Origin of the sequence: Kitasatospora sp. NPDC087271, from assembly GCF_044744605.1 — a bacterium.
Taxonomy (GTDB): Bacteria; Actinomycetota; Actinomycetes; order Streptomycetales; family Streptomycetaceae; genus Kitasatospora.
In genome coordinates this window covers 117,003-139,289 of record NZ_JBIUYQ010000001.1, presented here as the reverse complement: position 1 = coordinate 139,289, position 22,287 = coordinate 117,003, and the positions used below count along the sequence as shown (strand labels likewise).

18 protein-coding genes are annotated in these 22,287 nt (G+C 74.0%); 4 read left to right on the top strand and 14 right to left on the bottom strand.

All coding sequences use genetic code 11. The features are described from left to right. Positions 1 to 14: 14 nt before the first annotated feature. Together ACIO9K_RS00585 and ACIO9K_RS00580 are read right to left on the bottom strand one after the other, a co-directional pair. Positions 15 to 302, bottom strand: coding sequence for a hypothetical protein (locus tag ACIO9K_RS00585; RefSeq protein ID WP_400325622.1), 288 nt, complete (start codon positions 300 to 302; stop codon positions 15 to 17). A gap of 11 nt (positions 303 to 313) precedes the next feature. Beyond that, positions 314 to 856, bottom strand: a complete 543-nt coding sequence (locus ACIO9K_RS00580; protein ID WP_400325619.1) for an HAD domain-containing protein — start codon at positions 854 to 856, stop codon at positions 314 to 316. A 158-nt stretch (positions 857 to 1,014) separates the two neighbouring features. Between ACIO9K_RS00580 and ACIO9K_RS00575 the strand changes: the two genes are divergently transcribed. After that, entirely contained in the window at positions 1,015 to 3,198 is a 2,184-nt protein-coding gene (locus ACIO9K_RS00575) for a hypothetical protein (RefSeq protein WP_400325616.1), read from the top strand. 153 nt (positions 3,199 to 3,351) lie between these two features. Here the strand turns inward: ACIO9K_RS00575 and ACIO9K_RS00570 are convergent, their stop codons facing one another. From ACIO9K_RS00570 to ACIO9K_RS00555, 4 genes are all read right to left on the bottom strand, one after another. Next, positions 3,352 to 4,722 carry a S53 family peptidase gene (locus tag ACIO9K_RS00570; RefSeq protein ID WP_363616840.1) on the bottom strand — a complete coding sequence of 457 codons (1,371 nt, stop codon included), beginning with the start codon at positions 4,720 to 4,722 and terminating at the stop codon, positions 3,352 to 3,354. A 253-nt stretch (positions 4,723 to 4,975) separates the two neighbouring features. Further along, entirely contained in the window at positions 4,976 to 5,773 is a 798-nt protein-coding gene (fabG, locus tag ACIO9K_RS00565) for a 3-oxoacyl-ACP reductase FabG (RefSeq protein WP_363579158.1), read from the bottom strand. Between the two features lie 103 nt (positions 5,774 to 5,876). Beyond that, positions 5,877 to 7,079 (bottom strand): thiolase family protein, encoded by a 1,203-nt coding sequence (locus ACIO9K_RS00560; RefSeq protein WP_400325611.1) that lies wholly within the window; start codon positions 7,077 to 7,079, stop codon positions 5,877 to 5,879. 169 nt (positions 7,080 to 7,248) lie between these two features. Then, positions 7,249 to 8,412 (bottom strand): acyl-CoA dehydrogenase family protein, encoded by a 1,164-nt coding sequence (locus tag ACIO9K_RS00555; protein ID WP_400325608.1) that lies wholly within the window; start codon positions 8,410 to 8,412, stop codon positions 7,249 to 7,251. A gap of 141 nt (positions 8,413 to 8,553) precedes the next feature. Here ACIO9K_RS00555 and ACIO9K_RS00550 point away from each other — a divergent pair, with 141 nt between their 5' ends. Then, positions 8,554 to 9,255, top strand: coding sequence for a TetR/AcrR family transcriptional regulator (locus tag ACIO9K_RS00550; protein ID WP_400325605.1), 702 nt, complete (start codon positions 8,554 to 8,556; stop codon positions 9,253 to 9,255). Positions 9,256 to 9,339: 84 nt separating this feature from the next. On the opposite strand, the gene ACIO9K_RS00545 is transcribed toward ACIO9K_RS00550, so the two are convergent. The 8 genes from ACIO9K_RS00545 to ACIO9K_RS00510 all read right to left on the bottom strand — a co-directional run bounded on the left by ACIO9K_RS00545 (position 9,340) and on the right by ACIO9K_RS00510 (position 18,745). Next, positions 9,340 to 10,422 (bottom strand): nitric oxide synthase oxygenase, encoded by a 1,083-nt coding sequence (locus ACIO9K_RS00545; protein ID WP_400326606.1) that lies wholly within the window; start codon positions 10,420 to 10,422, stop codon positions 9,340 to 9,342. A 282-nt stretch (positions 10,423 to 10,704) separates the two neighbouring features. After that, a complete protein-coding gene (locus ACIO9K_RS00540; protein ID WP_363579150.1) occupies positions 10,705 to 12,129 on the bottom strand; it encodes a sugar porter family MFS transporter in 1,425 nt (474 codons plus the stop codon). Between the two features lie 178 nt (positions 12,130 to 12,307). Beyond that, complete coding sequence (gene egtD / locus ACIO9K_RS00535; protein WP_400325601.1) at positions 12,308 to 13,279, bottom strand: L-histidine N(alpha)-methyltransferase; 972 nt, start codon at positions 13,277 to 13,279, stop codon at positions 12,308 to 12,310. A gap of 45 nt (positions 13,280 to 13,324) precedes the next feature. Beyond that, positions 13,325 to 14,074, bottom strand: a complete 750-nt coding sequence (egtC, locus tag ACIO9K_RS00530) for an ergothioneine biosynthesis protein EgtC (protein WP_363616850.1) — start codon at positions 14,072 to 14,074, stop codon at positions 13,325 to 13,327. Next, on the bottom strand, positions 14,074 to 15,417 hold the full coding sequence (egtB, locus tag ACIO9K_RS00525) for an ergothioneine biosynthesis protein EgtB (RefSeq protein ID WP_400325597.1): 1,344 nt from the start codon (positions 15,415 to 15,417) through the stop codon (positions 14,074 to 14,076). The genes egtC and egtB overlap by 1 nt, the downstream gene beginning before the upstream one ends. Then, complete coding sequence (egtA, locus tag ACIO9K_RS00520) at positions 15,414 to 16,703, bottom strand: ergothioneine biosynthesis glutamate--cysteine ligase EgtA (protein ID WP_400325594.1); 1,290 nt, start codon at positions 16,701 to 16,703, stop codon at positions 15,414 to 15,416. Before egtA ends, egtB begins: the two co-directional genes overlap by 4 nt. 358 nt (positions 16,704 to 17,061) lie before the next feature. Beyond that, positions 17,062 to 18,207 carry an aminotransferase class I/II-fold pyridoxal phosphate-dependent enzyme gene (locus tag ACIO9K_RS00515; RefSeq protein WP_400325591.1) on the bottom strand — a complete coding sequence of 382 codons (1,146 nt, stop codon included), beginning with the start codon at positions 18,205 to 18,207 and terminating at the stop codon, positions 17,062 to 17,064. 73 nt (positions 18,208 to 18,280) lie between these two features. Continuing rightward, positions 18,281 to 18,745, bottom strand: coding sequence for an SRPBCC family protein (locus ACIO9K_RS00510; RefSeq protein ID WP_400325588.1), 465 nt, complete (start codon positions 18,743 to 18,745; stop codon positions 18,281 to 18,283). Between the two features lie 276 nt (positions 18,746 to 19,021). On the opposite strand from ACIO9K_RS00510, the gene ACIO9K_RS00505 reads away from it, so the two are divergent. Both ACIO9K_RS00505 and ACIO9K_RS00500 read left to right on the top strand, forming a co-directional pair. Beyond that, positions 19,022 to 19,828 carry an SAM-dependent methyltransferase gene (locus ACIO9K_RS00505; protein ID WP_363616858.1) on the top strand — a complete coding sequence of 269 codons (807 nt, stop codon included), beginning with the start codon at positions 19,022 to 19,024 and terminating at the stop codon, positions 19,826 to 19,828. A 190-nt stretch (positions 19,829 to 20,018) separates the two neighbouring features. Beyond that, entirely contained in the window at positions 20,019 to 22,133 is a 2,115-nt protein-coding gene (locus tag ACIO9K_RS00500; RefSeq protein ID WP_363630628.1) for an EAL domain-containing protein, read from the top strand. Positions 22,134 to 22,287 lie beyond the last annotated feature (154 nt).

Below are 22,287 nucleotides of genomic sequence, written 5' to 3'. Positions count from 1 at the left end.
GCCGGTGGGGTCGGTCAGGTCGGGCAGACGCACCGGCCGTCGACGGTGCGTTCGGTGGCGGTGTGGACGTCCCAGACGGCGGCGACCGGGACGCGGGCCACCGCCACACCCACCCGGGTCGGGTCCGCCGGCGTCCGGGCGACGACGCCGACCTGCCCCTGCTCCGCCACGGTGGCCCGGGCGAGCAGGCTGAAGACGTACGCCCCGCCCTCGACGCCGTACCCGTCCGCCCACAGCTCGACCACCGCCCCGCCGCCCAGCGTCAGGTGCCAGGGCAGGGGCGGTCCGGCGGCGAAGTCCATGGTCCGGGAGTCTAGATGGTCGGGGAGTCCAGGGCGCGTCGAGTCGGTAGTGCGCGCAACCAGGCATCCAGGGTGGCGAAGTCGGCTGCGGTGAGGCCGCGCTGGGGGTCGACGCGGTGGAGGAGCGCGGGGGCGGGCGAGTGGGCCGCGATCCAGCGGCGGTCGGTGGCGGTGATCTCGTCGTCCACCCAGACGAATGGGCGGCCGGCAGCCCGGGCGACCAACGCGCGGGTCTTCCCGTGCAGGCCGGCCGGTTCGTCGCCGTCCGCCACCGGCCAGTCTACGACGGGTAGTTGCGGCAGTCCGAGCCAGGGGGAGAGGCACTCGTTCGCATCGGACATCCACGTCGTCGCCCACGCCAGTTCGCACGGCAGGCTCAGCAGGCGCTCGCCGAGTGCCGGATCGACGCGGGCCAGCAGGGGGTTGACGCCCGGACCGGGTGCGGCGGCGGAGTCGCCGCGGAAGACGGGGTAGCCGCCAGGGGGCGGCGCGCCGAAGGGGATGAGCGGTCCGTCGACGTCGAGGAACAGGAGAGGTGTACCGGGGCCTGCCATGACGGCACGATAGCGGGCCGCGTGGCGCTCCGATCGGAGACCCGGCCTGGATCGGGTGTGCCGGGATCTCGTAGGGTGGCGCGACGGGAGTGGTGGTAGGCACCACCCGGCAAGGGCATCAGACGCCGCGAAGCGGCGGGGTGGGCGGTGACCAGAAGATGGCGGAGACGACAGCTGTCCCCGGAGGCCCCGAACCGGCAGCGGACTCGGGCCCCTGGGACGCCGTACCGCCGCCGCGCACCCCGGCCGAGGAGCACCCGCCCGGGCCCGCCGCGCTCTACGAGCCGCCGCCCGTGCCCCCGCTCCCGCCGTCCGCTCCGGCAGCCCCGCCGACGGCTCCGGCCGCGGTGCCGGGCCCGCCGCCGACCGCGCCCACCGGATGGACCGTCACCGGCATGCCCGCCGTGGGCGCGCCGCCGTCCACGGCCACGCCGCTGTCCTTCCCGGCCCCGGGCGTGAGCGCTCCCGGTACGGGCGGACTGGGGGCGGCGCCGCGCGGACGGATCCTGGTCGTCGAGGGCGGGTACGGCAACTCCGGGCGTCGCACCTGGGGTCGGGGCGGTCCCGCCCAGGCGTCGGTGCTGTCCGCGATGCTCGCGGCCGTCTCACCGCAGGTGCTGCTCGCCGCGGACGCGGTGGACGCCGTCCACCTCCCCGGCGCCAGCGACCCGCACACCGTCCTCGCCCACCTGCGCGCCGCGTCCCGCCATCCGGGGCCGCTGCTCGTCCACTTGGGCGGTCACGTGGTCGCCGACAAGCGCGGCGGACAGCTCCAGCTCACCCTGCGCGACTCCAAGCAGGACGGCCTGCCCTGGCAGGCCGTCGCCGCCGAGCTGAGCCACCGCCCGGCCGAGTGGCAGACCCTCGTCGTCGCCGACCTCAGTGCCGACCAGAACGCCTGGCCGTACCTCCAGGGCGCCGCCTCGCCGCTCAGCGAGGGTATCCCGCTCTGGGCGGTCGTCAGCCCGGACCCGGAGCAGATCGGTACCTTCACCCGCGCCCTGATCGAGGCGCTGCACGGCGGCCGCCCCGGCGCGGGCGACGTGCTCGCGCCCGAGCAACTGCGGCAGCAGGTGTACTCGGTGCTGCGGCCGGACGTCGTCATCCTGGCCACGCACGCCCCGGACCGCCCGCTCTTCCGCAACACCGCCCGCCGTGGCGACGGTCCGCCGGCCGACGTATCGGCGCCGGCCGAGGCGGCGCCGCCGGCCGACGCAGTGCCGGTCGATGCGGTGCCGATAGATGCCGTGCGCGCCGATGTGGTGTCGTCCGGGCCGCCCGCGCTGCCGGTGCCGCCGGTGCCGGGCCGGGCGGAGTCACAGGACGCCGTCGTCGAACGGCCCGTGGCGCCCACGGCTCCGCTGCCGTCGGCCTCCCCTGCTCCCGCGGCCGGGGCCGGTCCGGTGAGCCTGGTCAAGACCGGCGTGCCGCCCACCCCGCCGAGGCCGGCCCGCCCGGTCAGCCTGCTGAAGGGGCAGCAGGCCGGCCCGGCCGGCGTGACCCTGCACAAGCCCGCTCCGACGGACGCGACGCCCGAGGCCGTCGAGCCGTCCGCAGGCGTGACGCTGGCCAAGCCCCAGCAGCCGGAGATGGAGCCGGAGTCGGAGCGGGAGCCGGAGCAGGCACCGGCGGACGCCGCCACGCTGACGGCGGAACCGCAGGACGCCGTCCCGGCGCAGGCCCCTCCCGTGGAGGAGGCCCCCGCCGACGCGGTGCCGACGGCGGAAGCGCCGGACGGCACGGCCCCGACCGGCGACGAGGCCCCCGTGAACGCGGTCCCGGTGGCGGAGGCCCCGGCGGACCCCGTCCCGGCGGACGAGGTACCTGCCGATGCTGTGCCCGTCGACGCTCCGGTGTCCGGTCAGCCGCGTGCCGACTACCGGGAGGCCATCGGCCGGATCGTCCGCAGCGCGGACGCCGGAGAGCACGGCGCCGCCACCGAACTCGCCTTCGCCCTCGAACTGGAGGTGATCGCCGAGCACGGCGCCGTCTCCGAACCGGTCCTCCAGGTGCGCCAGGTCCGGGCGCACGTGTGCCGTCTCGCGGGGCGGCCGGCCGAGGCCGCGGACATCTACCGCGAGGTGGCCCTGGCGCTGCTCCGTTCGCAGGGGCCGGACCACCCGGAGACCCAACAGGCGGCCACCAACGCCGAGGCCTGCTGGCGCTCGGTCCCCGATCGTGCGGCGGCCCTTCGGATCGCCCCGGAGATCATCGAGCTCCGCGCCTACCTCCCGGGCCCCGACGGCCGCAAGCTCCGCGCCGCCGAGCGCTACCTCGCCCAACTGGCCGCCGCCCCGGAGCCCGCCGTGACGCCTGCTTCCGCCCCGGCGGACCGCGTCTGACCCTTCGCGCCGCGCGCGGCTGGGCCGGACGACCGGCACCTGGCCGCGAACAGATGACAGAGAACAGAAAACAGCGAACAGATAACAGATTTCGAAATCTGTTATCTGTTCGCTGTTAGTTGTTAGTTGTTACCTGCTACTCACTGCGGCCCGTCAGCGACCGGCGATGGCGTGGACGAACTTCGCGCCGTCGATGGTGCCGAGGCCGCTGGAGAGGTCGTAGCCCTCGGTGGCGGTGTAGCCGGTGACGCTGCCCCAGGAGTTGTCGCCCTCCTTCACGTCCGTGATGCCGCTCCACGCGCTCGGGAGCAGGTTGAGCCCGTACAGGCGCCAGTTGAGCTGGCCGAGACGGTGGCCGGCGAGCTGGTCGGCGAGGGCGACGACGCCGGAGAACAGCGGGGTGGCCTCGCTGGTGCCGCCGGTGAGGTGCCAGCCGACGGAGGTCGGGTCGTAGGACTCGTAGGTCCAGGCACCGCCGTCGACGGCCGCGCTCATGCTGATGTCGGGCGTGCCGCGGTGGTTGCCGGTGACGTTGGCGACCCCGGCCTGGTACCACGGGCGCTCGAAGATGCCGGAGACGCCACCGCCGCCGGCGCCGGACTTGTCGTGCCACACCTTGTCGGGCGCGGTGCGCGCGCCGTTGTCGTCCAGGGTGAGCTGGGTGCCGCCGATGGAGGTGACCAGCGGGTCGGAGGACGGCCAGGAGTTGACCTTGTACGGGTACAGGTCGGTGCCGTTGGTCTGTGAGTCGGTGGCGCCGTTGTCGCCGGAGGCGGCGAGCACGGTGACGTTGTGGTCGGCGGCGGCCTGGAAGGCGTAGCGCAGGTCGGTGAGCGACTTGAAGTCGCCCTTGTCGTACCCCGGGAAGGTGTTCTCGGTGGCGCCGAAGCTCTGCGAGATGACGTCGCCGCGACCGGCCTTGATGAGGGCCTTCTCGGCGTCCATCATCTCGGGCAGGCCGGTGGTGCCCTCGGTCTCGGCGACGCCGGTCTCGACCAGGACGATGTGCGCGTCGGGGGCGATGGCGTGGGCGTACTCGACGTCCAGCGTGGTCTCGCCGGCCCAGCCGGTGTGGTCGGGGTTCTTGGGGTCGAAGGCGGGGACGTTGCCCCACTTGACCACCTCGACGTTGGTGTCCTGGATGCCCCACTGCTTGTCGAAGACCTCCAGGTCGTGCTGGATGGTCGGCGAGCCGAAGGAGTCGACGATGACGATCGTGCGGCCCTTGCCGGTGATGCCCTCCTGGTACAGCGGGTTCAGGTTGTAGGCGTTCCGGTACTGCAGCGGCGAGTAGCAGTGGATGCCGATCTGGCTGACGCACTGGGTGGTGGTCAGCGGGGCGGTGCGGCCCTGGGCGTTGTGGTGCCCGAAGGAGGCGGGGCGGACGTGGACGCCCGTGAGGTCGTGCGCGGGGGCGGCGGTCGCGGCGCCGACCGCCGGGACGGCGATGGTGCCGGCCGTGAGGGCGGTGGCCCCGACGGCGAGCAGAGCCAGGGCACGGCGAAGGGGGGCGGGGCTGCCCATGGGACTCCTTGGGGCGCAGGGCCCGACCTGGTCCGGTCGGGTCGGTCCGGCCATCCCATCGACTGCCGCATGATCATGCCATAGTCATTTGGTGGGGTCGCCTGATCAGAGGCATGGTCATGCTCGGCCACGCGAAAAGGTAAAGGCCGTCCCAGGTGAAGGTAACCCCACGCCCAGGACGGCTATGTGACGCCACGTCAGTATTATCGTACTAATGCTGAAGAGTCCTTGAAGGTCCCCGCCCGGGCTAGACCTACCGCGCCCCGCCGTTGACGTACAGCGTCTGCCCGCTGACGTACGAGGCGTCCTCGCTGGCCAGGAAGGCGACCACGGACGCGATCTCCTCCGGCTGTCCCACCCGGCGCAGCGGGGTCCGGGCGGAGACCTCCGCCTGCTGGTCCTCGGCCGTGCTGCCGACCCGCTCGGCGGTGGCCGCGGTCATCGCGGTGGCGACGTACCCGGGGGCGACGGCGTTGACGTTGATGTTGAACGGCCCCAGCTCGATCGCGAGGGTCGCGGTGAGCCCCTGGATGCCGGCCTTGGCGGCCGCGTAGTTGGCCTGTCCCCGGTTGCCGAGGGCGGAGCGCGAGCTGAGCGAGACGATCTTCCCGTACTTCTGCGCCACCATGTACTTCTGCGCGACGTGGCTGCAGTTGTACGCGCTGGTCAGATTGACGGTCAGGACCGCGTCCCAGTCGGCCTTCGGCATCTTGAAGAACAGGTTGTCCCGGGTGATCCCGGCGTTGTTCACCAGGATGTGCACCCCACCGAGGTCCGCCGCGACCTGCGCGAACACCGCCTCGACGGCGTCGTAGTCGGCCACGTCGCAGCCGTACGCCCGTGCGGTGCCGCCCTTGGCGGTGATCGCCGCGACCGTCCCGGCGGCCCGTTCGGCGGTGAGGTCGACGACGGCGACGGCCGCGCCCTCCTCGGCGAGCCGGTGGGCGGTGGCCGCGCCGATGCCCTGCGCGGCGCCGGTCACGACGGCGACCCTCCCCGCGAACCTGCCTGCCAGGCCCGTCACTTCGGCCACTGCGGCTACTTCAGTCATTCCCGGTGCTCCCTTGAACTCGGACGTGAACTCGAACTCGGACGTGAACTCAGACGTGAACTCGAACTCGGACGTGAACGCGAGCGCGAACGCGGGCGCGCACTCAGTCAACGTTCTCGACGAGGACGGCGGTGCCCTGACCGACCCCCACACACATGGTGGCGAGGCCGCGCCGGGCGTCGGTGCGGCGCATCCGGTGCAGCAGGGTGGTGAGGATGCGCGCGCCGGAGCCGCCCAGCGGGTGGCCGAGCGCGATCGCCCCGCCGCTCGGGTTGACCAGTTCGTCGGCCTGTTCGGGGGTGAATCCGATGCCGTCGGCGGAGGCCAGGGCCTGGGCGGCGAAGGCCTCGTTGAGCTCGGCGGTGTCGAGGTCGGCCAGCGACCAGCCGGCCCGGCCGAGCACCTTGCGGGTGGCCGGCACCGGGCCGATGCCCATCACGTCGGGGTGCACCCCGACGGAGGCGCCGGCGACGTACCGGCCGAGCGGGCGCAACCCGAGGTCGCGCAGCGCCTCCTCGCCGACCAGGAGCAGCCCGGCCGCGCCGTCGTTCATCGGCGAGGCGTTGCCGGCCGTGACGGTGCCGCCGGGGCGGAAGGCGGGCTTGAGGCGGGCGAGCTTCTCCAGGCTGGTGTCCTCGCGGATGCCCTCGTCCTGGAAGACCGTCACGCCGTCGGGCCGTTCGACCGGGATCAGCTCGGCGTCGAAGTGGCCGTCCTTGCGGGCGGCGGCGGCCCGTTGGTGGCTGCGCAGCGCGAAGGCGTCCTGGCGTTCCCGCCCGATGCCGTACCGGCCGGCCACCTCCTCGGCGGTCTCACCCATGCTGAGCACGCCGTGCAGTTCGGCCATCCGGGGGTTGGTGAGCCGCCAGCCGAGCCGGGTGTCGTAGGTCTCGATCCGGTGCGGGAGGGCCTCGTCGGGGCGGGGGAGGACGAAGGGGGCGCGGGTCATCGACTCGCAGCCGCCGGCCAGGACGACGTCGGCCTCGCCGGAGCCGATGGCCCGGGCGGCGAGGGTGACGGCCTCCAGCCCGGAGGCGCAGAGCCGGTTGACGGTGGCGCCGGGAACGGTCTCCGGCAGGCCGGCCAGCAGGACGGCCATCCTGGCGGCGTTGCGGTTGTCCTCGCCGGCCTGGTTGGCGGCGCCCCAGTAGACGTCGTCGATGCGGGCGGGGTCGAGGGCGGGGACGTCGGCGAGCAGGGCGCGCAGCACGGTGGCCGAGAGGTCGTCCGGGCGGACCGTGGCGAGCGCTCCGCGCAGTCGGCCGATGGGTGTGCGGCGGGCTGCGGCGAAGTAGACGGGACGCACGTCGTCGGGCTCCTATCCGGTTGAATCCGAGTGATCCGAGTGATCCGAGTGATCCGAGCAGTCGGGGTGATCCGAGCAGTCAGGACGGTCCGGGTGGTCCGGGGAATCCGGGTGGTCCGGGTGGTCCGATTGACCCGTCCTGGCTGGTCGGATGGGATGAACGGGCTGGTCAGAAGGCGTTGACCCCGGTGAGGGCGCGGCCGATGAGCAACTGGTGGATCTGGCTGGTGCCCTCGTAGAGGGTCATGACCCGCGCGTCGCGCAGGTACTTGCCGACCGGGTACTCGTCGATGAAGCCGTAGCCGCCGAACACCTGGAGCGCGTTGTTGGCGGCCCGGACGGCGGCCTCGCTCGCGTAGAGCTTGGCGACGGAGGACTCGGTGGCGAACGGCAGGCCGCGTTCGATGTGGTCGGCGACCTTCCAGGTGAGCAGCCGGGCGGCCTCGACGTCGACGGCGATGCCGGCCAGCAGTTCCTGGACGAGCTGGTGCGAGGCGATCGGGCGGCCGAACTGCTCGCGCTCGCCGGCGTAGCGGACGGCGGCCTCCAGGCAGGCACGGGCGATGCCGACGCAGCCCGCCGCGACCGACATCCGGCCCTTGGCGAGCGCGGACATCGCCACCCGGAACCCCTTGTCGACCTCGCCGAGCCGTGCGCTGTCGGGCACCCGGACCCGGTCGAGGGCGAGTTCGGCGGTGGCCTGGCCGCGCAGGCCGAGCTTGCCGTGGATCTCGGTGCGGGTGAAGCCGGGCAGGTCGGTGGGCACCAGGAAAGCGGTGATGCCCTTGTGGCCCTGCCGGTCGGGGTCGTCGCCGCCGGTGCGGGCGAAGACCAGGGCGACGTCGGCCCAGGTGCCGTTGGTGATGAACATCTTGGCGCCGCTGATCAGCCAGTCGTCGCCGTCCCGGACGGCGCGGGTGCTGAGGTTGGCCGCGTCGGAGCCGGTGCCGGGCTCGGTGAGCGCGAAGCAGCCGAGCGACTCGCCCGAGGTGAGCCGGGGGAGCCAGTGCCGCTTCTGCTCCTGAGTCCCGTAGCCGTTGACGGACTTGGCGACTAGGCCGAGCGTGACCGAGACGATGCCGCGGACGGCCGAGTCGCCGCGGCCGAGCTCCTCCAGGACCAGGCAGTACGCGAGGTGGTCGCCACCGCTGCCGCCGTACTCCTCGGGGATGGTGAGGCCGAGGAAGCCGAGCCCGGCCAGCTTGCCGATGATCGCGCGGTCGACGGACTCGGCGCGGTCCCACGCGGCGGCGTGCGGAACGATCTCGCGGTCGGTGAAGGAGGCGGCGAGGTCCCGGACGGCGCTCTGCTCCTCGGACAGCTCCAGGTTCACGGCGGCGGCTCCAGATCCATTAAACTAGCGCTGCAAGTTTTATGGAGGGACTGTAGCCCCGGCCGGCCCGCGCTGGGAAGGGGCGCCTGCCAGAATCGGTCCCCGCCCCACCCGACCGGAGGAACCGGAGGCAGCACCCCGATGGCCCGCCCGCGCACCCCGCTGCTCAGCCGCGAGCGCATCGTCGCCGCTGCTCTGCGGCTGATCGACGCCGAGGGCCTGGCGGCCCTCTCCACCCGCCGCCTCGCCACCGAACTGTCGGTCAGCGGTCCCTCGCTCTACAACCACGTCGCGACCAAGGACGAACTGCTGGACGCGGTGGTGGACAGCGTGATCGGCGAGGTCGACTTGTCGATGTTCGGCACTCCCGACGGCTTGCCCGACGGCACTCCCGACGGCGCGCCCGACCGCTCGCCCGGCGGTAGGCCGACGCCCTGGCCGGACGCGCTGCGCGACTGGGCCCGCTCCTACCGCGCCGCCCTCGCCGCCCACCCCAACATCGTGCCGGTGCTCGCCCAGGGCCCTGGCCGCCGGCCGAACGCGCTGCGCCTGGCCGACGCGGTCTTCGGTCACCTGGTCGAGGCCGGCTGGCCGCGCGGCCAGGCCACCCGGATCGGCGCGCTGATGCGCTACTTCGTCACCGGCTCGGCGCTGGCCTCCTTCGCGGCCGGCTTCCCCGCGGACGCCGAGGTGTACGACGCGGTCGACTACCCGCACCTCGGCGAGGCGCACCGGCTGGCCGGGCATCGTGGGACGGTGGACGAGGGCGCCTTCGAGACCGGCCTGGAAGCGCTGCTCGACGGGCTCGTCCTGCGCTTCGACCGCCTCACCGAACGCTCCTAGACTCCGCCGCCGGCCTTCCCCCCGTCCCGCTGTTTCCGCCGTCCCGCTGTTTCCGCTGTTTCCGCCGTTTCCTCCCCCGCCGCCTCACCAGGGCTCGCGCGGCAGGAAGGCCGGCCGCAGCGACGGGTCCACCGGGTCGTAGTACCGGTGGTAGACGGGCGTGAGCCCGCCGGAGACCGGGGGCACGATCCAGCTCCAGTCCGCCGGGGTCGGCCGGCCGAGCCGCTTCTCCTGGGCGACGTGCCGGAGGAAGCGCTCGGACTCGGTGTGGTGGTCGGCGATCGTCACTCCGGCCTCCTGGAAGGAGTGCAGCACCGCGACGTTGAGTTCGATCAGCGCGCGGTCGCGCCAGAGCGTGCGCGCGCTGGAGGTGTCCAGGCCCAGGCGCTCGGCGACGGTGCCGAGCAGGTCGTAGCGGTCGGCGTCGGCGAGGTTGCGGGCGCCGATCTCGGTGCCCATGTACCAGCCGTTGAAGGGCGCGGCCGGGTAGCGGACGCCACCGATCTCCAGCGTCATGTCGCTGATCGCGGGCACCGCGTACCAGCGCAGGCCCAGGCCGGCGAACCACTCGTACGCGGGGTGGGTGAGCGGTACCTCCAGGGTGGTGTCGTCCGGCAGCTCGTACCAGTGCGGGCGCTCGCCGGGGTGTTCCTGGACGAGCAGCGGCAGCACCTCGAAGCGGTCCTCGGCGCACTTCCAGCCGAGGTCGCGGGCGCGGGCGGCGAGTGCGGTGCCGGCCGGGTCGCCGACGACGGCGTCGCCGACCCGGTGGCCGGCGTAGCGGACCAGCTGCTGGTTGACGATGCGGGCGGCCGGGCGGCCCGGGCGGTCGGGGGCGAACACCGAGACCACCGGGCGGATCCGTCCGCCGTTGCCGGCCAGCCGCAGGTGCTCGAAGCACTCGGCGGCGATGTCGTCGGCCGAGCCGAGGTGGCGCAGGTCGCGCACCACCAGACTGCGCCAGTACAGCCGGCCGATGCAGCGGGCGGCGTTGCGCCAGGCGAGCTTGGCGCCGTAGGCGAGTTCGGCGGGGGTGTGCTCGTAGCTGCCGGTGCGCTCGATCTCGTCGAGGACGGCCCGTATCCGGGCGTCCGGGGCCCCGGTGGCGGGCTGCTCGTGATGGAAGCGGCGGATGAACTCGGTGGCCTGCTCCGGGTCGGTGAACAGCGGCGGGGACGACGGCGTGGGCGACGGCCGGGCCGCGGCCGGGGGGTGGGTGTGGGCGTGGGTGTGGGCGTGGGTGTGGGCGTACGGGCAGCCGCCGGCGGTGACGCCGGCGGTGGCGGCGGCTGGTCTGCGGGCGCGGAGCCGGTTGAAGATCAAGGACACATCCCTCCTGGCGAACAGGAGTACCGGAGGTGTCCGGGCCGCCGCAGGGAGTGAACGATTCGGCCCCCGCACCCGCGCTGATCGCGCTAGGGTGCGGGGGCCGATGGTCGGACTGTCGGATCAGCCCATGTCCTCCAGCCGGACGCCCTTGGTCTCCTTCATGAACTTCGCCACGAAGACGATCGACAGCGCCGCGAACGCCGCGTACACCAGGTAGGTCGCCGACAGGTTCCAGCGCGACATCGACGGGAACGACACGGTGATCGCCCAGTTGGCGATCCACTGCGCGGAGGCGGCGACGGACAGCGCGGCGGCCCGGATGCGGTTCGGGAACATCTCGCCGAGCATCACCCAGACGACCACGCCCCAGGACATCGCGAAGAACAGCACGAAGGCGTTGGCGGCGACCAGCGCGACGGTGCCCTGGAGGTCGGGCAGCGTGACGTTGTCGCCGCTGCCGGTGGCGGAGGAGAACGCCCAGCCGGCCGCGCCGAGCGCGACGGCCATGCCGGCCGAGCCGATCAGGGCGAGCGGCTTGCGGCCGATCCGGTCCACCAGCAGGATCGCGACCACGGTGCCGAGGATGTTGATGACCGAGCCGACGAAGCTGATCAGCAGCGAGTTGCTCTGGTCGATGCCGACCGACTGCCACAGGATCGACGAGTAGTAGAAGATCACGTTGATGCCGACCAGCTGCTGGAAGACCGACAGGCCGATGCCGACCCAGACGATCGGCAGCAGGCCGAAGCGCCCGCCGAGCAGGTCGCCGAAGCGCGGGCGGTGGTCGGAGGCGATCAGCCCCTGGACCTCGGCGATCCGGGCGTCGGTGTCGACGTCCTGGCCCTCGACCTGGGCGAGCACGGCGCGGGCGTCGTCCAGCCGGCCGGCCTGGATCAGGTAGCGCGGGGACTCGGGGATCACCGAGGCGAGGGTGAAGTAGACCGCGGCCGGGACGACGCAGATGCCGAGCATCCACTGCCAGGCCTCCAGGCCGAGCAGCTGGCCGCGGGTGTCGCCGCCGGCCGCGTTCGCCAGCAGCCAGTTGACCAGCTGGGAGATCGCGATGCCGAGCACGATCGCGGCCTGCTGGAAGGAGGCCAGCCGGCCCCGGTACTTGGTGGGCGCGACCTCGGCGATGTAGGTCGGGGCGATCACCGAGGCGATGCCGATGGCCGCGCCGCCGAGCACGCGCCAGAAGGCGAGGTCCCAGGCGGCGAAGGGGAGCATCGAGCCGATCGCGCTGACCGCGAACAGCAGCGCGCCCGCCTTCATGACCTTGATGCGGCCGTAGCGGTCGGCGAACCGGCCGGCCAGTGCGGCGCCGATCGCCGAGCCCAGCAGGGCGGAGGAGACGATCAGACCGGTCACGCCGTCGCCGACGCCGAACTTCTCCTGGATCCCGGAGACGGCGCCGTTGATCACGGAACTGTCGTAGCCGAACAGGAACCCGCCGAGGGCTGCGGCGGCGGTGATGAAGACGACGAAGCCGAGGCGGCCGGGCGCGGAGGCCTCGACCGCCCCGGAGGGCTGCTTGGTGACGCTCACGATCTTGACTCCTGGTACTCAACGCTGAGCTCGGTAGCCGAGATCGTAACCCTTATTCGTTTAAGTCTTGTACACCGGAAACCTCAATTTTTGCTCTGAGGATTCGTAAGGTGAACAAGCAAATTCAGCTGCGCCGACCGTCCCTATGCCGCGGTCGTCCCTGCGTCGCCGACCGTCCCTACGCCGGGGCGGACAGTGACAGCCCGAACCGGCCCTCCTCGTCCGTCCACCAGTGGCTCAGCCGCAGCCCGGCCGCCGCCAGCTCGGCGGACACCCGCTCCCGGCGGAACTTGGCGGACACCTCGGTGCGCAGTTCCTCGCCCCGGTCGAAGTGCACCGGCAGGTTCAGCGCCGGGATCTTCACGGTCTGCGCGCGCAGCGAGCGCAGCCGCATCTCGATCCACTCCCGCTCCGGGTCCCACCGCGCGACGTGCGCGAACGCGGTCGGGTCGAAGTCGGCGCCCAGCTCGCGGTTGAGCACGTTGAGCACGTTGAGGTTGAACTCGGCGGTCACCCCGGCCGCGTCGTCGTAGGCGGCGACCAGCACCGACGGGTCCTTGACCAGGTCGGTGCCGAGCAGCAGGAAGTCGCCCGGGTCGAGGGCGGCGCGCAGCCCGCGCAGGAAGGCCGCCCGCTCCTCGGGCAGCAGGTTGCCCAGGGTGCCGCCGAGGAAGGCGACCAGCCGGGGGCCGCCCTCCGGGGGCAGGCCGAGCCGGGCGGTGAAGTCGGCCAGCACGCCGTGCACGGCGAGCCCGGGGTACTCGGCGGCGAGCGCGACGCCGGCGGCGGTCAGCGCGCTCTCGCTGACGTCCACCGGGACGTACGTCTCCAGGGTGCCGAGCGCGCGCAGCGCGTCCAGCAGCAGCCGGGTCTTCTCGGAGGAGCCGGAGCCCAGCTCGACCAGCGTGCGGGCTCCGGTGGCGGCGGCGATCTCGCCGGCCCGGGCGGTCAGGATGGCCCGCTCGGCGCGGGTCGGGTAGTACTCCGGCAGCCGGGTGATCTCCTCGAACAGCTCGCTGCCCCGCGCGTCGTAGAACCACTTCGGCGGCAGCCACTTGGGTTCGGAGGTCAGGCCGTGCTGCACGTCGTGGCGCAGCGCGCTGCTGAAGTGGTCGGCGGGCAGCAGCCGGGTGAGATCAAATGTGTCCATGACAGGGTGGGTCCTCTGTTCAGAAGATGAAGGGGTGGTGGAGGATCAGTAGCGGCCGAGGAGCTGACGGACGGTGACGCCGCGCTCGTCGACCACCACCAGCGAGCCGTCCGGGACGGCCGTCCAGCCGGGAGCGTCGTCGTACGGCTCGGAGGCCACCACCGTGCCGAGCCCGGGCAGGTCGCGGTGGTGCAGGGTGTCGCCCCAGGCGGTCGCGGCGAGCGTGCGGCCGTCGGTGAGCAACAGGTTGAGCCGGCCGGTGGTGTGCGCGGTGACGTCCGCGACGGTGCCCGCCAGCGCCTCGCCGAGCCCGGCCCCCGCCCGCAGCCGGTGCAGGACCAGGGCCCACAGCAGCGCCGAGTCGGAGCGCGCCTCCAGCTCCAGCAGCTCGGCCGGCGGGAGCAGGGCGGCCAGCGCGTCCAGCTTGCCCGGCCAGCCCGCCACCGCGCCGTTGTGGCTGAACAGCCAGCGCCCGGCCGCGAACGGCGCCGCCGCGCTCTCGCCCGCCGCGCAGCCCTCGGTGGCGGAGCGGACCGCCGCCAGCAGCACCCGGGTGCGGATCACCCGGGCGAGGTCGGCGAACGCGGCGTCCGCCCAGATCGGCCCGTCCCGGCGGTAGCGGGCCGGCACCTCGTCGCCGTCCGCGTACCAGCCGAGGCCGAAGCCGTCCGCGTTGACCGTGCCGTACTGCTGCGCCCGGGGTGCCCAGGACTGCCGGTACAGGCCGTGCGGCGGGTGCACCAGCAGCTCCCGTGGCGCCACCGGCTCACCCAGGTACGCGAGGTGGCGGCACATCAGGCCACCTCCAGGTCGCGGGCGGTGCGGAACCCGGCGAAGATCTGCCGCCGGACGGGGTAGTCCCAGTTGCGGAAGGTGCCCCGGCAGGCGACCGGCGCCACCGCGAAGCAGCCGCCGCGCAGCACCTTGTACTCCGGCCCGAAGAAGACCTCCGAGTACTCCTGGTAGGGCCAGGCCCGGAACCCGGGGTAGGGGCGGAGGTCGCTGGCCGTCCACTCCCACACGTCGCCGATCAACTGCCGTACGCCGTACGGGGACTCGCCCGCCGGGTAGCCGCCGGCCGGGGCCGGGCGCAGGTGCCGCTGCCCGAGGTTGGCGTGCTCGGCTCCGGGGGCCTGGTCGCCCCACGGGTAGCGGCGGGAGCGGCCGCTCGCCGGGTCGTGCCGGGCCGCCTTCTCCCACTCCGCCTCGGTCGGCAGCCGCCGTCCGGCCCACCGGGCGTAGGCGTCCGCCTCGTACCAGCTGACGTGCAGGACGGGTTCGTCCGCCGGGACGGGCTCCACCGTGCCGAACCGGCGCCGCAGCCACTGGCCGCCGTCCAGGCGCCAGAACAGCGGGGCGGTCAGGTCGGCCCGCCGCCGGTGCTCCCAGCCCTCGGGCGTCCACCAGCGCGGCTCGTCGTAGCCGCCGTCCGCGATGAACCGCTGGTACGCGGCGTTGGTGACCGGCGTGGTGTCCAGCAGGAAGGCGGGCAGCTCGACCACGTGCGCGGGGCGCTCGTTGTCCAGCGCCCAGGGTTCGGTGTCGGTGCCCATCGTGAACGGTCCTGCGGGGACGAGCACTTCGGCGGGCAGCGCGGCCGCGTCCGCCGGGGCGGGCGGCGGCGGGGGAGCGGCCAGCGCAGGCTCCCCCGGGCGGAGCTGGTGGGTGATCAGCATCGTCTCGTCGTGCTGCTGCTCGTGCTGGGCGATCATCCCGAACGCGAACCCGGCGTCCAGCAGCGGCGCCCCCTCCAGCGGACTGGCCGCCAGCAGGTCCAGCACCCGGCCGCGCACCTCGTGCGCGTACGCCCGGGCCTCGGCGGGCGCCAGCAGCGGCAGGCTCGGCCGCTCGGCCCGGGGGTGCTGGAAGGCGTCGTACAGCGGGTCGATCTCCGGGTGCATCGGGTCGAGGCCGCCGACGTTGCGCAGCAGCCAGAGTTCCTCCTGGTTGCCGATGTGCGCCAGGTCCCAGACCAGCGGGGACATCAACGGCGAGTGCTGGGCGGTGAGGTCGCCGTCCTCGACGCAGTCGGTGAGCGCGGCGGTGCGGGCACGGGCGGCCAGCAGCTCGGCCGCGATGGTCTCGCGCAACTCCTCGGTGCCCGCCGCCGGGGCGGCAGGGGGGCGGACGTCGGTCATGGTGCGGCCTCCTCCGGAGGAGTGCGTCGGGTGCCGGAGCGCAGGGCGTCCAGCTGGTCGTCGGCCGGGCAGCGGCCGCGCGCGGGGTAGCGCTCGGCGAACTCGGCGACGGCGGCGCGCAGCCGACCGGCGCCGGGCAGGCGGCCCAGCGCGGCGTCGGCGGCGGCGAAGCAGGTCAGGGTGGCGCGGCGCAGCTCGGGATCGGCGACGGCCAGCGTCGCGGCCCGGCGCCAGACGTCGCTGCGCGGCGGGCGCGGACCGTCCGGGCGGCCCAGCGGCTCCAGCGCGGCGAGCGCGGCCTCGGCGGCCGGCACGTCGTCCAGCAGCGCGGTCACCAGGGCGGTGGGCACCACCCAGCCGTCCCCGGGCTGGGCGTCGATCATGCGCAGCTCCAGGTGGCCGCGCGGGCGCACCGGCGGGAACAGGGTGGTCCGGTGGTAGTCCAAGTCGACCAGCGTGGGCGGGCGTTCGCCGCCGCCGCGGACCCAGTCGCGGAAGGTCAGGCCGGGCGGGGCCGTCCACGGCAGCCCCTCGGGGCGGCGCACGCACAGCACCTCGGCGTCCAGCACGTACTGCGCCCAGGCCTCGCGGGGGTCGCCGTGGTCCGGCTCCGGGGCGAGCGTGCGGGTCGGGTCCATCCGGGACCAGACGGTCTGCCGGGTGGAGCGGTGACCGGTCGGCCTGCCGTCCAGCAGTGGGGAGTTGGCGAAGGCGGCGACCAGGACCGGGCCGAGCAGGTGGGTCAGTCGCCAGCGGCGCTCCACCGCTTGCGGGCCGTCCGCGTCGCCGGCGTCCAGGCACACCTGCACCGAGGCCGTGCCGGTCATCATGATCCGGCCCCAGGGGCCGGCGGAGTCGAAGAACCGCTCCATCGCGAGGTAGCGGGGGTGGTCCAGGACCATCAGGCGGGGGCGGGCCAGCGGGTCCGTCCCGGTGCCGGTGAGGCGCAGGCCCTGTGCCGCGAAGGCGGCCCGCAGGGCGGTCAGATCGCGTCGGGTGTCCTCGACGCAGGCCAGGAGGCCGGTGGCGGGCGGGGAGCTGAGCTCGACCTGCCCGCCGGGTTCGAGCGTGAGCCGCGAGCCGGAGGGGAGCGAGGCTCCGTCCGGGCCGCCGAGTGGCAGCGACTCCAGTGCGGCGTGGACCAGTTCCGGTCGGACGGGCTTGCCGGGACATCGGTCGTCGTGGACGAACCACTCGACCTCGACGCCCACCAGCCGGGGCGGTCCGATCTTGAAGCAGACGCCCGACACGTGGCTGAGCGCCCCCGATTCGGTCAGCGGGGTCACCCCCGGCGGGGGCGCTGGGGGGCTCTGCCGGTCGGGCGGAGTGGTGCGGGATGTCGGTATCACCGGACTTACCATCCTCGGGGTCAGGATTGCGGCCCGAACTACCCTGCCCAGTCTGCTACGGAGCATGCGGGGGCGCTTCGCAAATATCGTGTGAACGTTCGTTTCTGCAGGTCAGGGGTGGCGCGATCGGGTGAATCCGGGGATCCGGGGCGGTTTTCCGGGCGTGCGCGGGGGCGCCGGGTGGGGCGTGCGCGGGGTTGCCGGGCGGGGCCTCGGGCGCGGGTGACGGGAGGGTGTGTCGGGGAGCAGCGGGCAGGGGTGCGGGGTTGCCGGGCGGGGTGGCCCGGTGGTTCGGTCACCGCCGGTCGAGGCGCTCCAGGACGGCGTCCAGCACCGGGCCCGGCAGGGCGTAGTTCAGCCGCAGCGCGCCCCGGCCGCCGGGGCCGAACTCGGCGCCGTCCGAGGCCTCCAGGCCGTAGCGCTCCAGCAGCGCCCGGCGGGCCCCGTCCGGCGGCAGCCCCAGGGCGGCGGCGTCCAGCCAGAGCAGGTAGGAGGACTGCGGCGCGGAGCGGACGGCGGGCCCCAGCCGGCCGGTGAGCCGGGCGCGGGCGGCGACGAGGTGGGCGAGCAGCGCGTCCAGCCACGGCCCGCCCTCGGCCAGCGCCGCCCGCTGGACGGTCTGCTCCAGCAGGCCGCCCTCCCAGAGGCCGAAGCCGGCCAGCACCTCGGTGAACCGGGCGCGCAGGCCCGGATCGGGGACGAGCGCGAAACTGCTCGGCAGGCCGGAGCAGTTGAAGGTCTTGCCGACCGAGTTCAGCGTGACCACCCGGGGCCGGAGCGCCGCGTCGACGGTGGCCACCGCCACCGGGTGGACGTACCCGGGGTGGGTGAGATCGCCGTGCACCTCGTCCGAGACCAGCAGCGCTCCGGCCTCCGCCGCCCGCTCGGCGAGGGCCCGCAGGTCGGCGGCCGGCCAGACCCGGGCGGAGGGGTTGTGCGGGCTGCTCAGCAGGACGGCTCCGGCCGGGTGGGGGAGCGGACCGCCCGGGAGCCGGTAGCCGTCCGGGCCGGAGGTCAGGGGCAGTTCCCGGTACGGGAGGCCGGCCGCCCGGCACAGCTGGGCGAAGCCGCCCCACTCCGGCGTCGGGAACAGCACCGGCGCCTGCGGGCGCACGGTCTCCAGCAGCAGGCGCAGGGCGGTGCGCGGGCCGCAGGACAGCAGCAGCACCCAGTCCGGATCCACCTCGACGCCGTGCCGCGAGCGGTACCAGCGGGCCACCAGCGCCCGCCCGGCCGGGTCGCACACCGTGTACCCGTACGCGCGGTGGCGGGCCCGGCGCTCCAGCGCGGCGGCCACAGCCGGCGGTCCGGGCAGGTCCATGTCCGCCAGGCCCATCGCGATCACCCCGGGCGCCCCCGCGCGGGCCCACTTGCTGCTGCCCGTCCCGGTCCGGTCGAAGGGGGCCGCGAAGCCGAACGCGTCCGGTGCGGTGGTGGGCATGACGGCCTCCGGTGGTCGGGGGTGCGCCGCCACGCTAGAGCCGGACGGGTGCCGGCCGCCACCGGCCGCGTGGTCACCCGTTCGCCGGCCCGCCCCCGCTGCCCAGGTGTGCCGCCAGCCCCCGCCGCCCCCGGCGCATCATCACCGCGTGGTTGGCCCGGAACAGCGGGTGCAGGGGCAGGGCGAGGCGGCGCAGCAGGGGTTTGCCGGGGCGGGTGTCCTCCTCGAAGAGCACGCGGCTGCCCGGCCCGTCCGAGGTGACGGTGAATCGCGACCACCCGGTGAGATCGCCCCGCATGGCCGCCTCCAGCACTCCGGCGGCCGGGTCGCGCCGTCGCGCCTCCAGGCGGATCACCAGCCGGTACGGCAGCAGCGCGCGCACCACGAGGTCCCCGGACTCCTCGCCGGTCTGCCGGACTTCGAGGACCTCGGGCCACCACAGCGGGTAACTCCGTACGTCCTCCAGCGCCGCGTACACGTCGGGGGCCGGCGCCGCGAGTCGCCACATGCCCCGGAAGCGGTAGTGGTTGGGGTCCACGCGCCCCACCCTAGAGCGCCCCGGTCCGGGGCCGGCCCGTTTCGGTCGGGTTCCCTCGTCGACGGCCGGGCCCTACGGTGGCCCGGCCGTCGGCGGGACCGGTTCCGGTGAGACGGGAGGGGAACGCTCCGTAAACGTCGCATGCCAGGAGGGAGGTGTTCCGCTTGCAGCCGTTCGGGGTGCAGGGGAGGATCTTGTGTGCTTGTAGTCTCGTCTGTCACAGCAGTTGTCGCGAGGCACTGCATCCCCGGAAAACGGAGTGAAGGAGTCACAGGCATGCGGCGACCGAGCTGGGTACCGGAGGGCACGGACCTGGACAAACCGAACGCCGCGCGGGTCTACGACTACTACCTGGGGGGCTCGCACAACTTCGAGGTCGACCGGGAGATGGCGCGCAAGGCGATGGCCCTGTGGCCGGAGCTGCCGCAGATCATGCGCTCCAACCGGGCCTTCCTGCGGCGGGCCGTGTCCTACCTGTCCGAGCGCGGCGTCACCCGCTTCCTGGACATCGGCTCCGGCATCCCGACCTTCGGCGCGGTGCACGAGATCGCCCGCGCGATCCGCCCCGAGGCGACGGTCCTCTACGTGGACCGGGACCCGGTCGCCGTCGCGCACAGCCGCCTGCTGCTGGAGGACGACCCCGGCAGCGAGGTCGTCCAGGCCGACCTGCGCGACGTCCACGACCTGCTGGCCCGCCCCGAGGTGGCCGCGCTGCTGGCGCAGGGCGAGCCGGTGGCCGTCCTGCTGGTCGCCGTCGCGCACTTCGTCACCGACGACGAGGACCCGTGGAAGCTGATCGGCACGCTCCGTGACGCGCTCCCGCCCGGCAGCGCGCTGGTCCTCTCGCACGCCTCCCTGGAGGGCCGCCCGGACCAGGCGGAGGACCACCAGGAGCTCTACCGCAAGACGCCGACCCCGCTGACCATGCGCACCCACGAGCAGATCAGCGGGATGTTCGCCGGCTTCGAGCTGGTCGAACCGGGCGTGGTCTACCTGCCGCAGTGGCGTCCGGACCAGCCGGAGACGGTCGGCGAGCACCCCGAGCGGATGACCGGGGTGGCGGGCGTGGGGTTCCGCCCTTGAGCGGACGGATCGGGCGAGTGACCGACGGCCGCGGGCTCCGCGAAGCGGCCGCCGGTCACCCCGCCGTGCCCGCCGCGCGGACCACTGCTCACCCCACCGTGCCCGCCGCGCGGACCACTGCTCCCCCCGCCCGGACCGCTGCCCGCGCCGACCACCCCGCAGCGGTGACCGCGCGCACCCGGGTGGACGCATGAGCGCCGCCCCGGTGTCCGGCAGCGCCGAACGGTTCCACGAGGCCTGGACGCGACTGCTCTCCGCCGACCACGGCACGGCCGTCCACCCCGGGCTGCTCGGCCGCCTCACCGCCCGGACCGCCGCCCTGCTCCACCGCGCGCAGCTGGGCGAGCCGTTCGAGCCCCGGCTGGCCGAGCAGGCCGGCGCGGAACTGGTCGACGCGCACTTCACCGACCCGGTGGTGCTGGCCCGGGCGGTGGAGCTGCTCCAGGCGCAGCCGCTCGGCGACGACCGCGGCCCGGCCCTGACCGGCGCCTTCGCGGCCGGCTGGGCCGCCGCCCTGCGCGAGCGCACGCTGCGGGAGCAGGAGGCGATCCGCACCGCCGCCGACACCGCCCGCAAGGAGGCCGAGCGGGCGCTGCGCGCCTCCGAGGCCCGGTTCCGGGCGCTGTTCGAGAGCGCCGCCATCGGGATCGGCATCGGCGACACCGACGGCAACATCCTGGCGGTCAACAAGGCGCTCCAGGAGCTGTTCGGCGCGAGCCCGGAGGACATGACCGGCCGCCGGGTCGGCGATCTCGTCCACCCCGAGGACACCCCGGGCGTGTGGGAGGCGTACGAGGAGCTGATCAGCGGCAAGCGGGACTACTTCCAGTTCGACAAGCCGTACTACCGCCAGGACGGCGAGGTGGTCTGGACCCATCTGACCGTCTCGCTGATCCGCGACGACGACGGCGTCCCGCAGTACCAGGTCGCGATGCTGGAGGACGTCACCGACCGCTACCGGCTCCAGGAGCGGCTGCGCCACCAGGCCACCCACGACCCGCTGACCGGCCTGCCGAACCGGGCGGCCTTCTTCGAGCGGCTGGAGAAGCTGTTCGAGGATCCGGATCCGGGCGCCAGGTTCGGCCTCTGCTACGTCGACCTCGACGGCTTCAAGGTGGTCAACGACAGCCTCGGCCACGACACCGGGGACCAGCTGCTGTCCGCCGTGGCGGCCCGGCTGAAGGCCGCGCTCAACCCGCTCGGCCACCTGGTGGCCCGGCTCGGCGGCGACGAGTTCGTGGTGCTGCTGGAGAACTGCCGGGGCGAGCAGGAGGCCGTCGCGGCGGCGAAGACGGTGCTCAAGGCGCTGGCCGGGCCGGTGCTGATCGGCGACCACAAGCTGGCCGTGGGCGCGAGCGTCGGCGTGCTGGAGCGGCGGGTGTCCACCACCACCCCGGGCGCGGCCGTCCGGGCCGCCGACCTGACGCTGTACCGGGCCAAGGAGGCCGGCCGCGGCCGCTGGACGCTGTTCGACCCCAAGGAGAACGCCCGCGCGGTCAGCCGCTACGCGGTGTCGGTGCGGATGCCGGCCGCCCTCGACCGGGGCGAGTTCTTCATCGACTACCAGCCGCTGTACGCGCTGGCGGACGGCCGGCTGGCCGCGGTGGAGGCGCTGGTGCGCTGGCGCCACCCGCAGCTCGGCGTCCTCGGCCCGGACGAGTTCGTGACCACCGCCGAGGAGACCGGGCTGATCATGCCGCTCGGTCGCTGGGTGCTGGAGCAGGCCTGTGGCCAGGCCGCGGACTGGGTCAAGCGGTTCGGCGACGCCGCGCCGCAGCTGAACGTCAACCTGGCGGTCCGCCAGGCGCGCAGCGCGGCGCTCGTCACCGACCTCGGCCGGATCCTCGACACGACCGGCCTCGAACCGGCCAGGCTGCAACTGGAGATCACCGAGTCGACCGTGGTCGGGCCCGAGGACGAGGCGCTGCGCACCCTGCACGGGCTGGTGGACCTCGGCGTGTCGCTGGCCGTGGACGACTTCGGCACCGGCTGGTCCAACCTCGCGTACCTGCGCGACCTGCCGGTCTCCGGGCTGAAGATCGCCGGTTCCTTCGTCGGAGACCTGCACGATCCGGAGAAGGACGAGTCCACCGGGTGGCGGATCGTCAGCGGCCTGGTGTCGATGGCGCACGCACTCGGGCTGACCGTCACCGCCGAGGGCGTGGAGACCCGCAAGGACGCCGAACGGCTGCGGACCATCGGCTGCGACTGGGCCCAGGGCTGGCACTTCGGCCGCCCGGTGCGGCCGGACGAGATCGCCCGCCGGATCGCCGAGGAGCCCCGGGGACGCCCGGTCGGGGGCTGACGCGTCGGGGGTGTCGGCTCCGCGGCCGGAGGGGACAGGGCCGGGCAGGTGGGGGAGGCCCGCGGCGGCGTTCGGCGGCGTTCGTGCAACCGCTCGATCGCGTTCCGGAAAATCGGCCAACACCACGGCCCACCATGCGGGATGATGGCGCGTC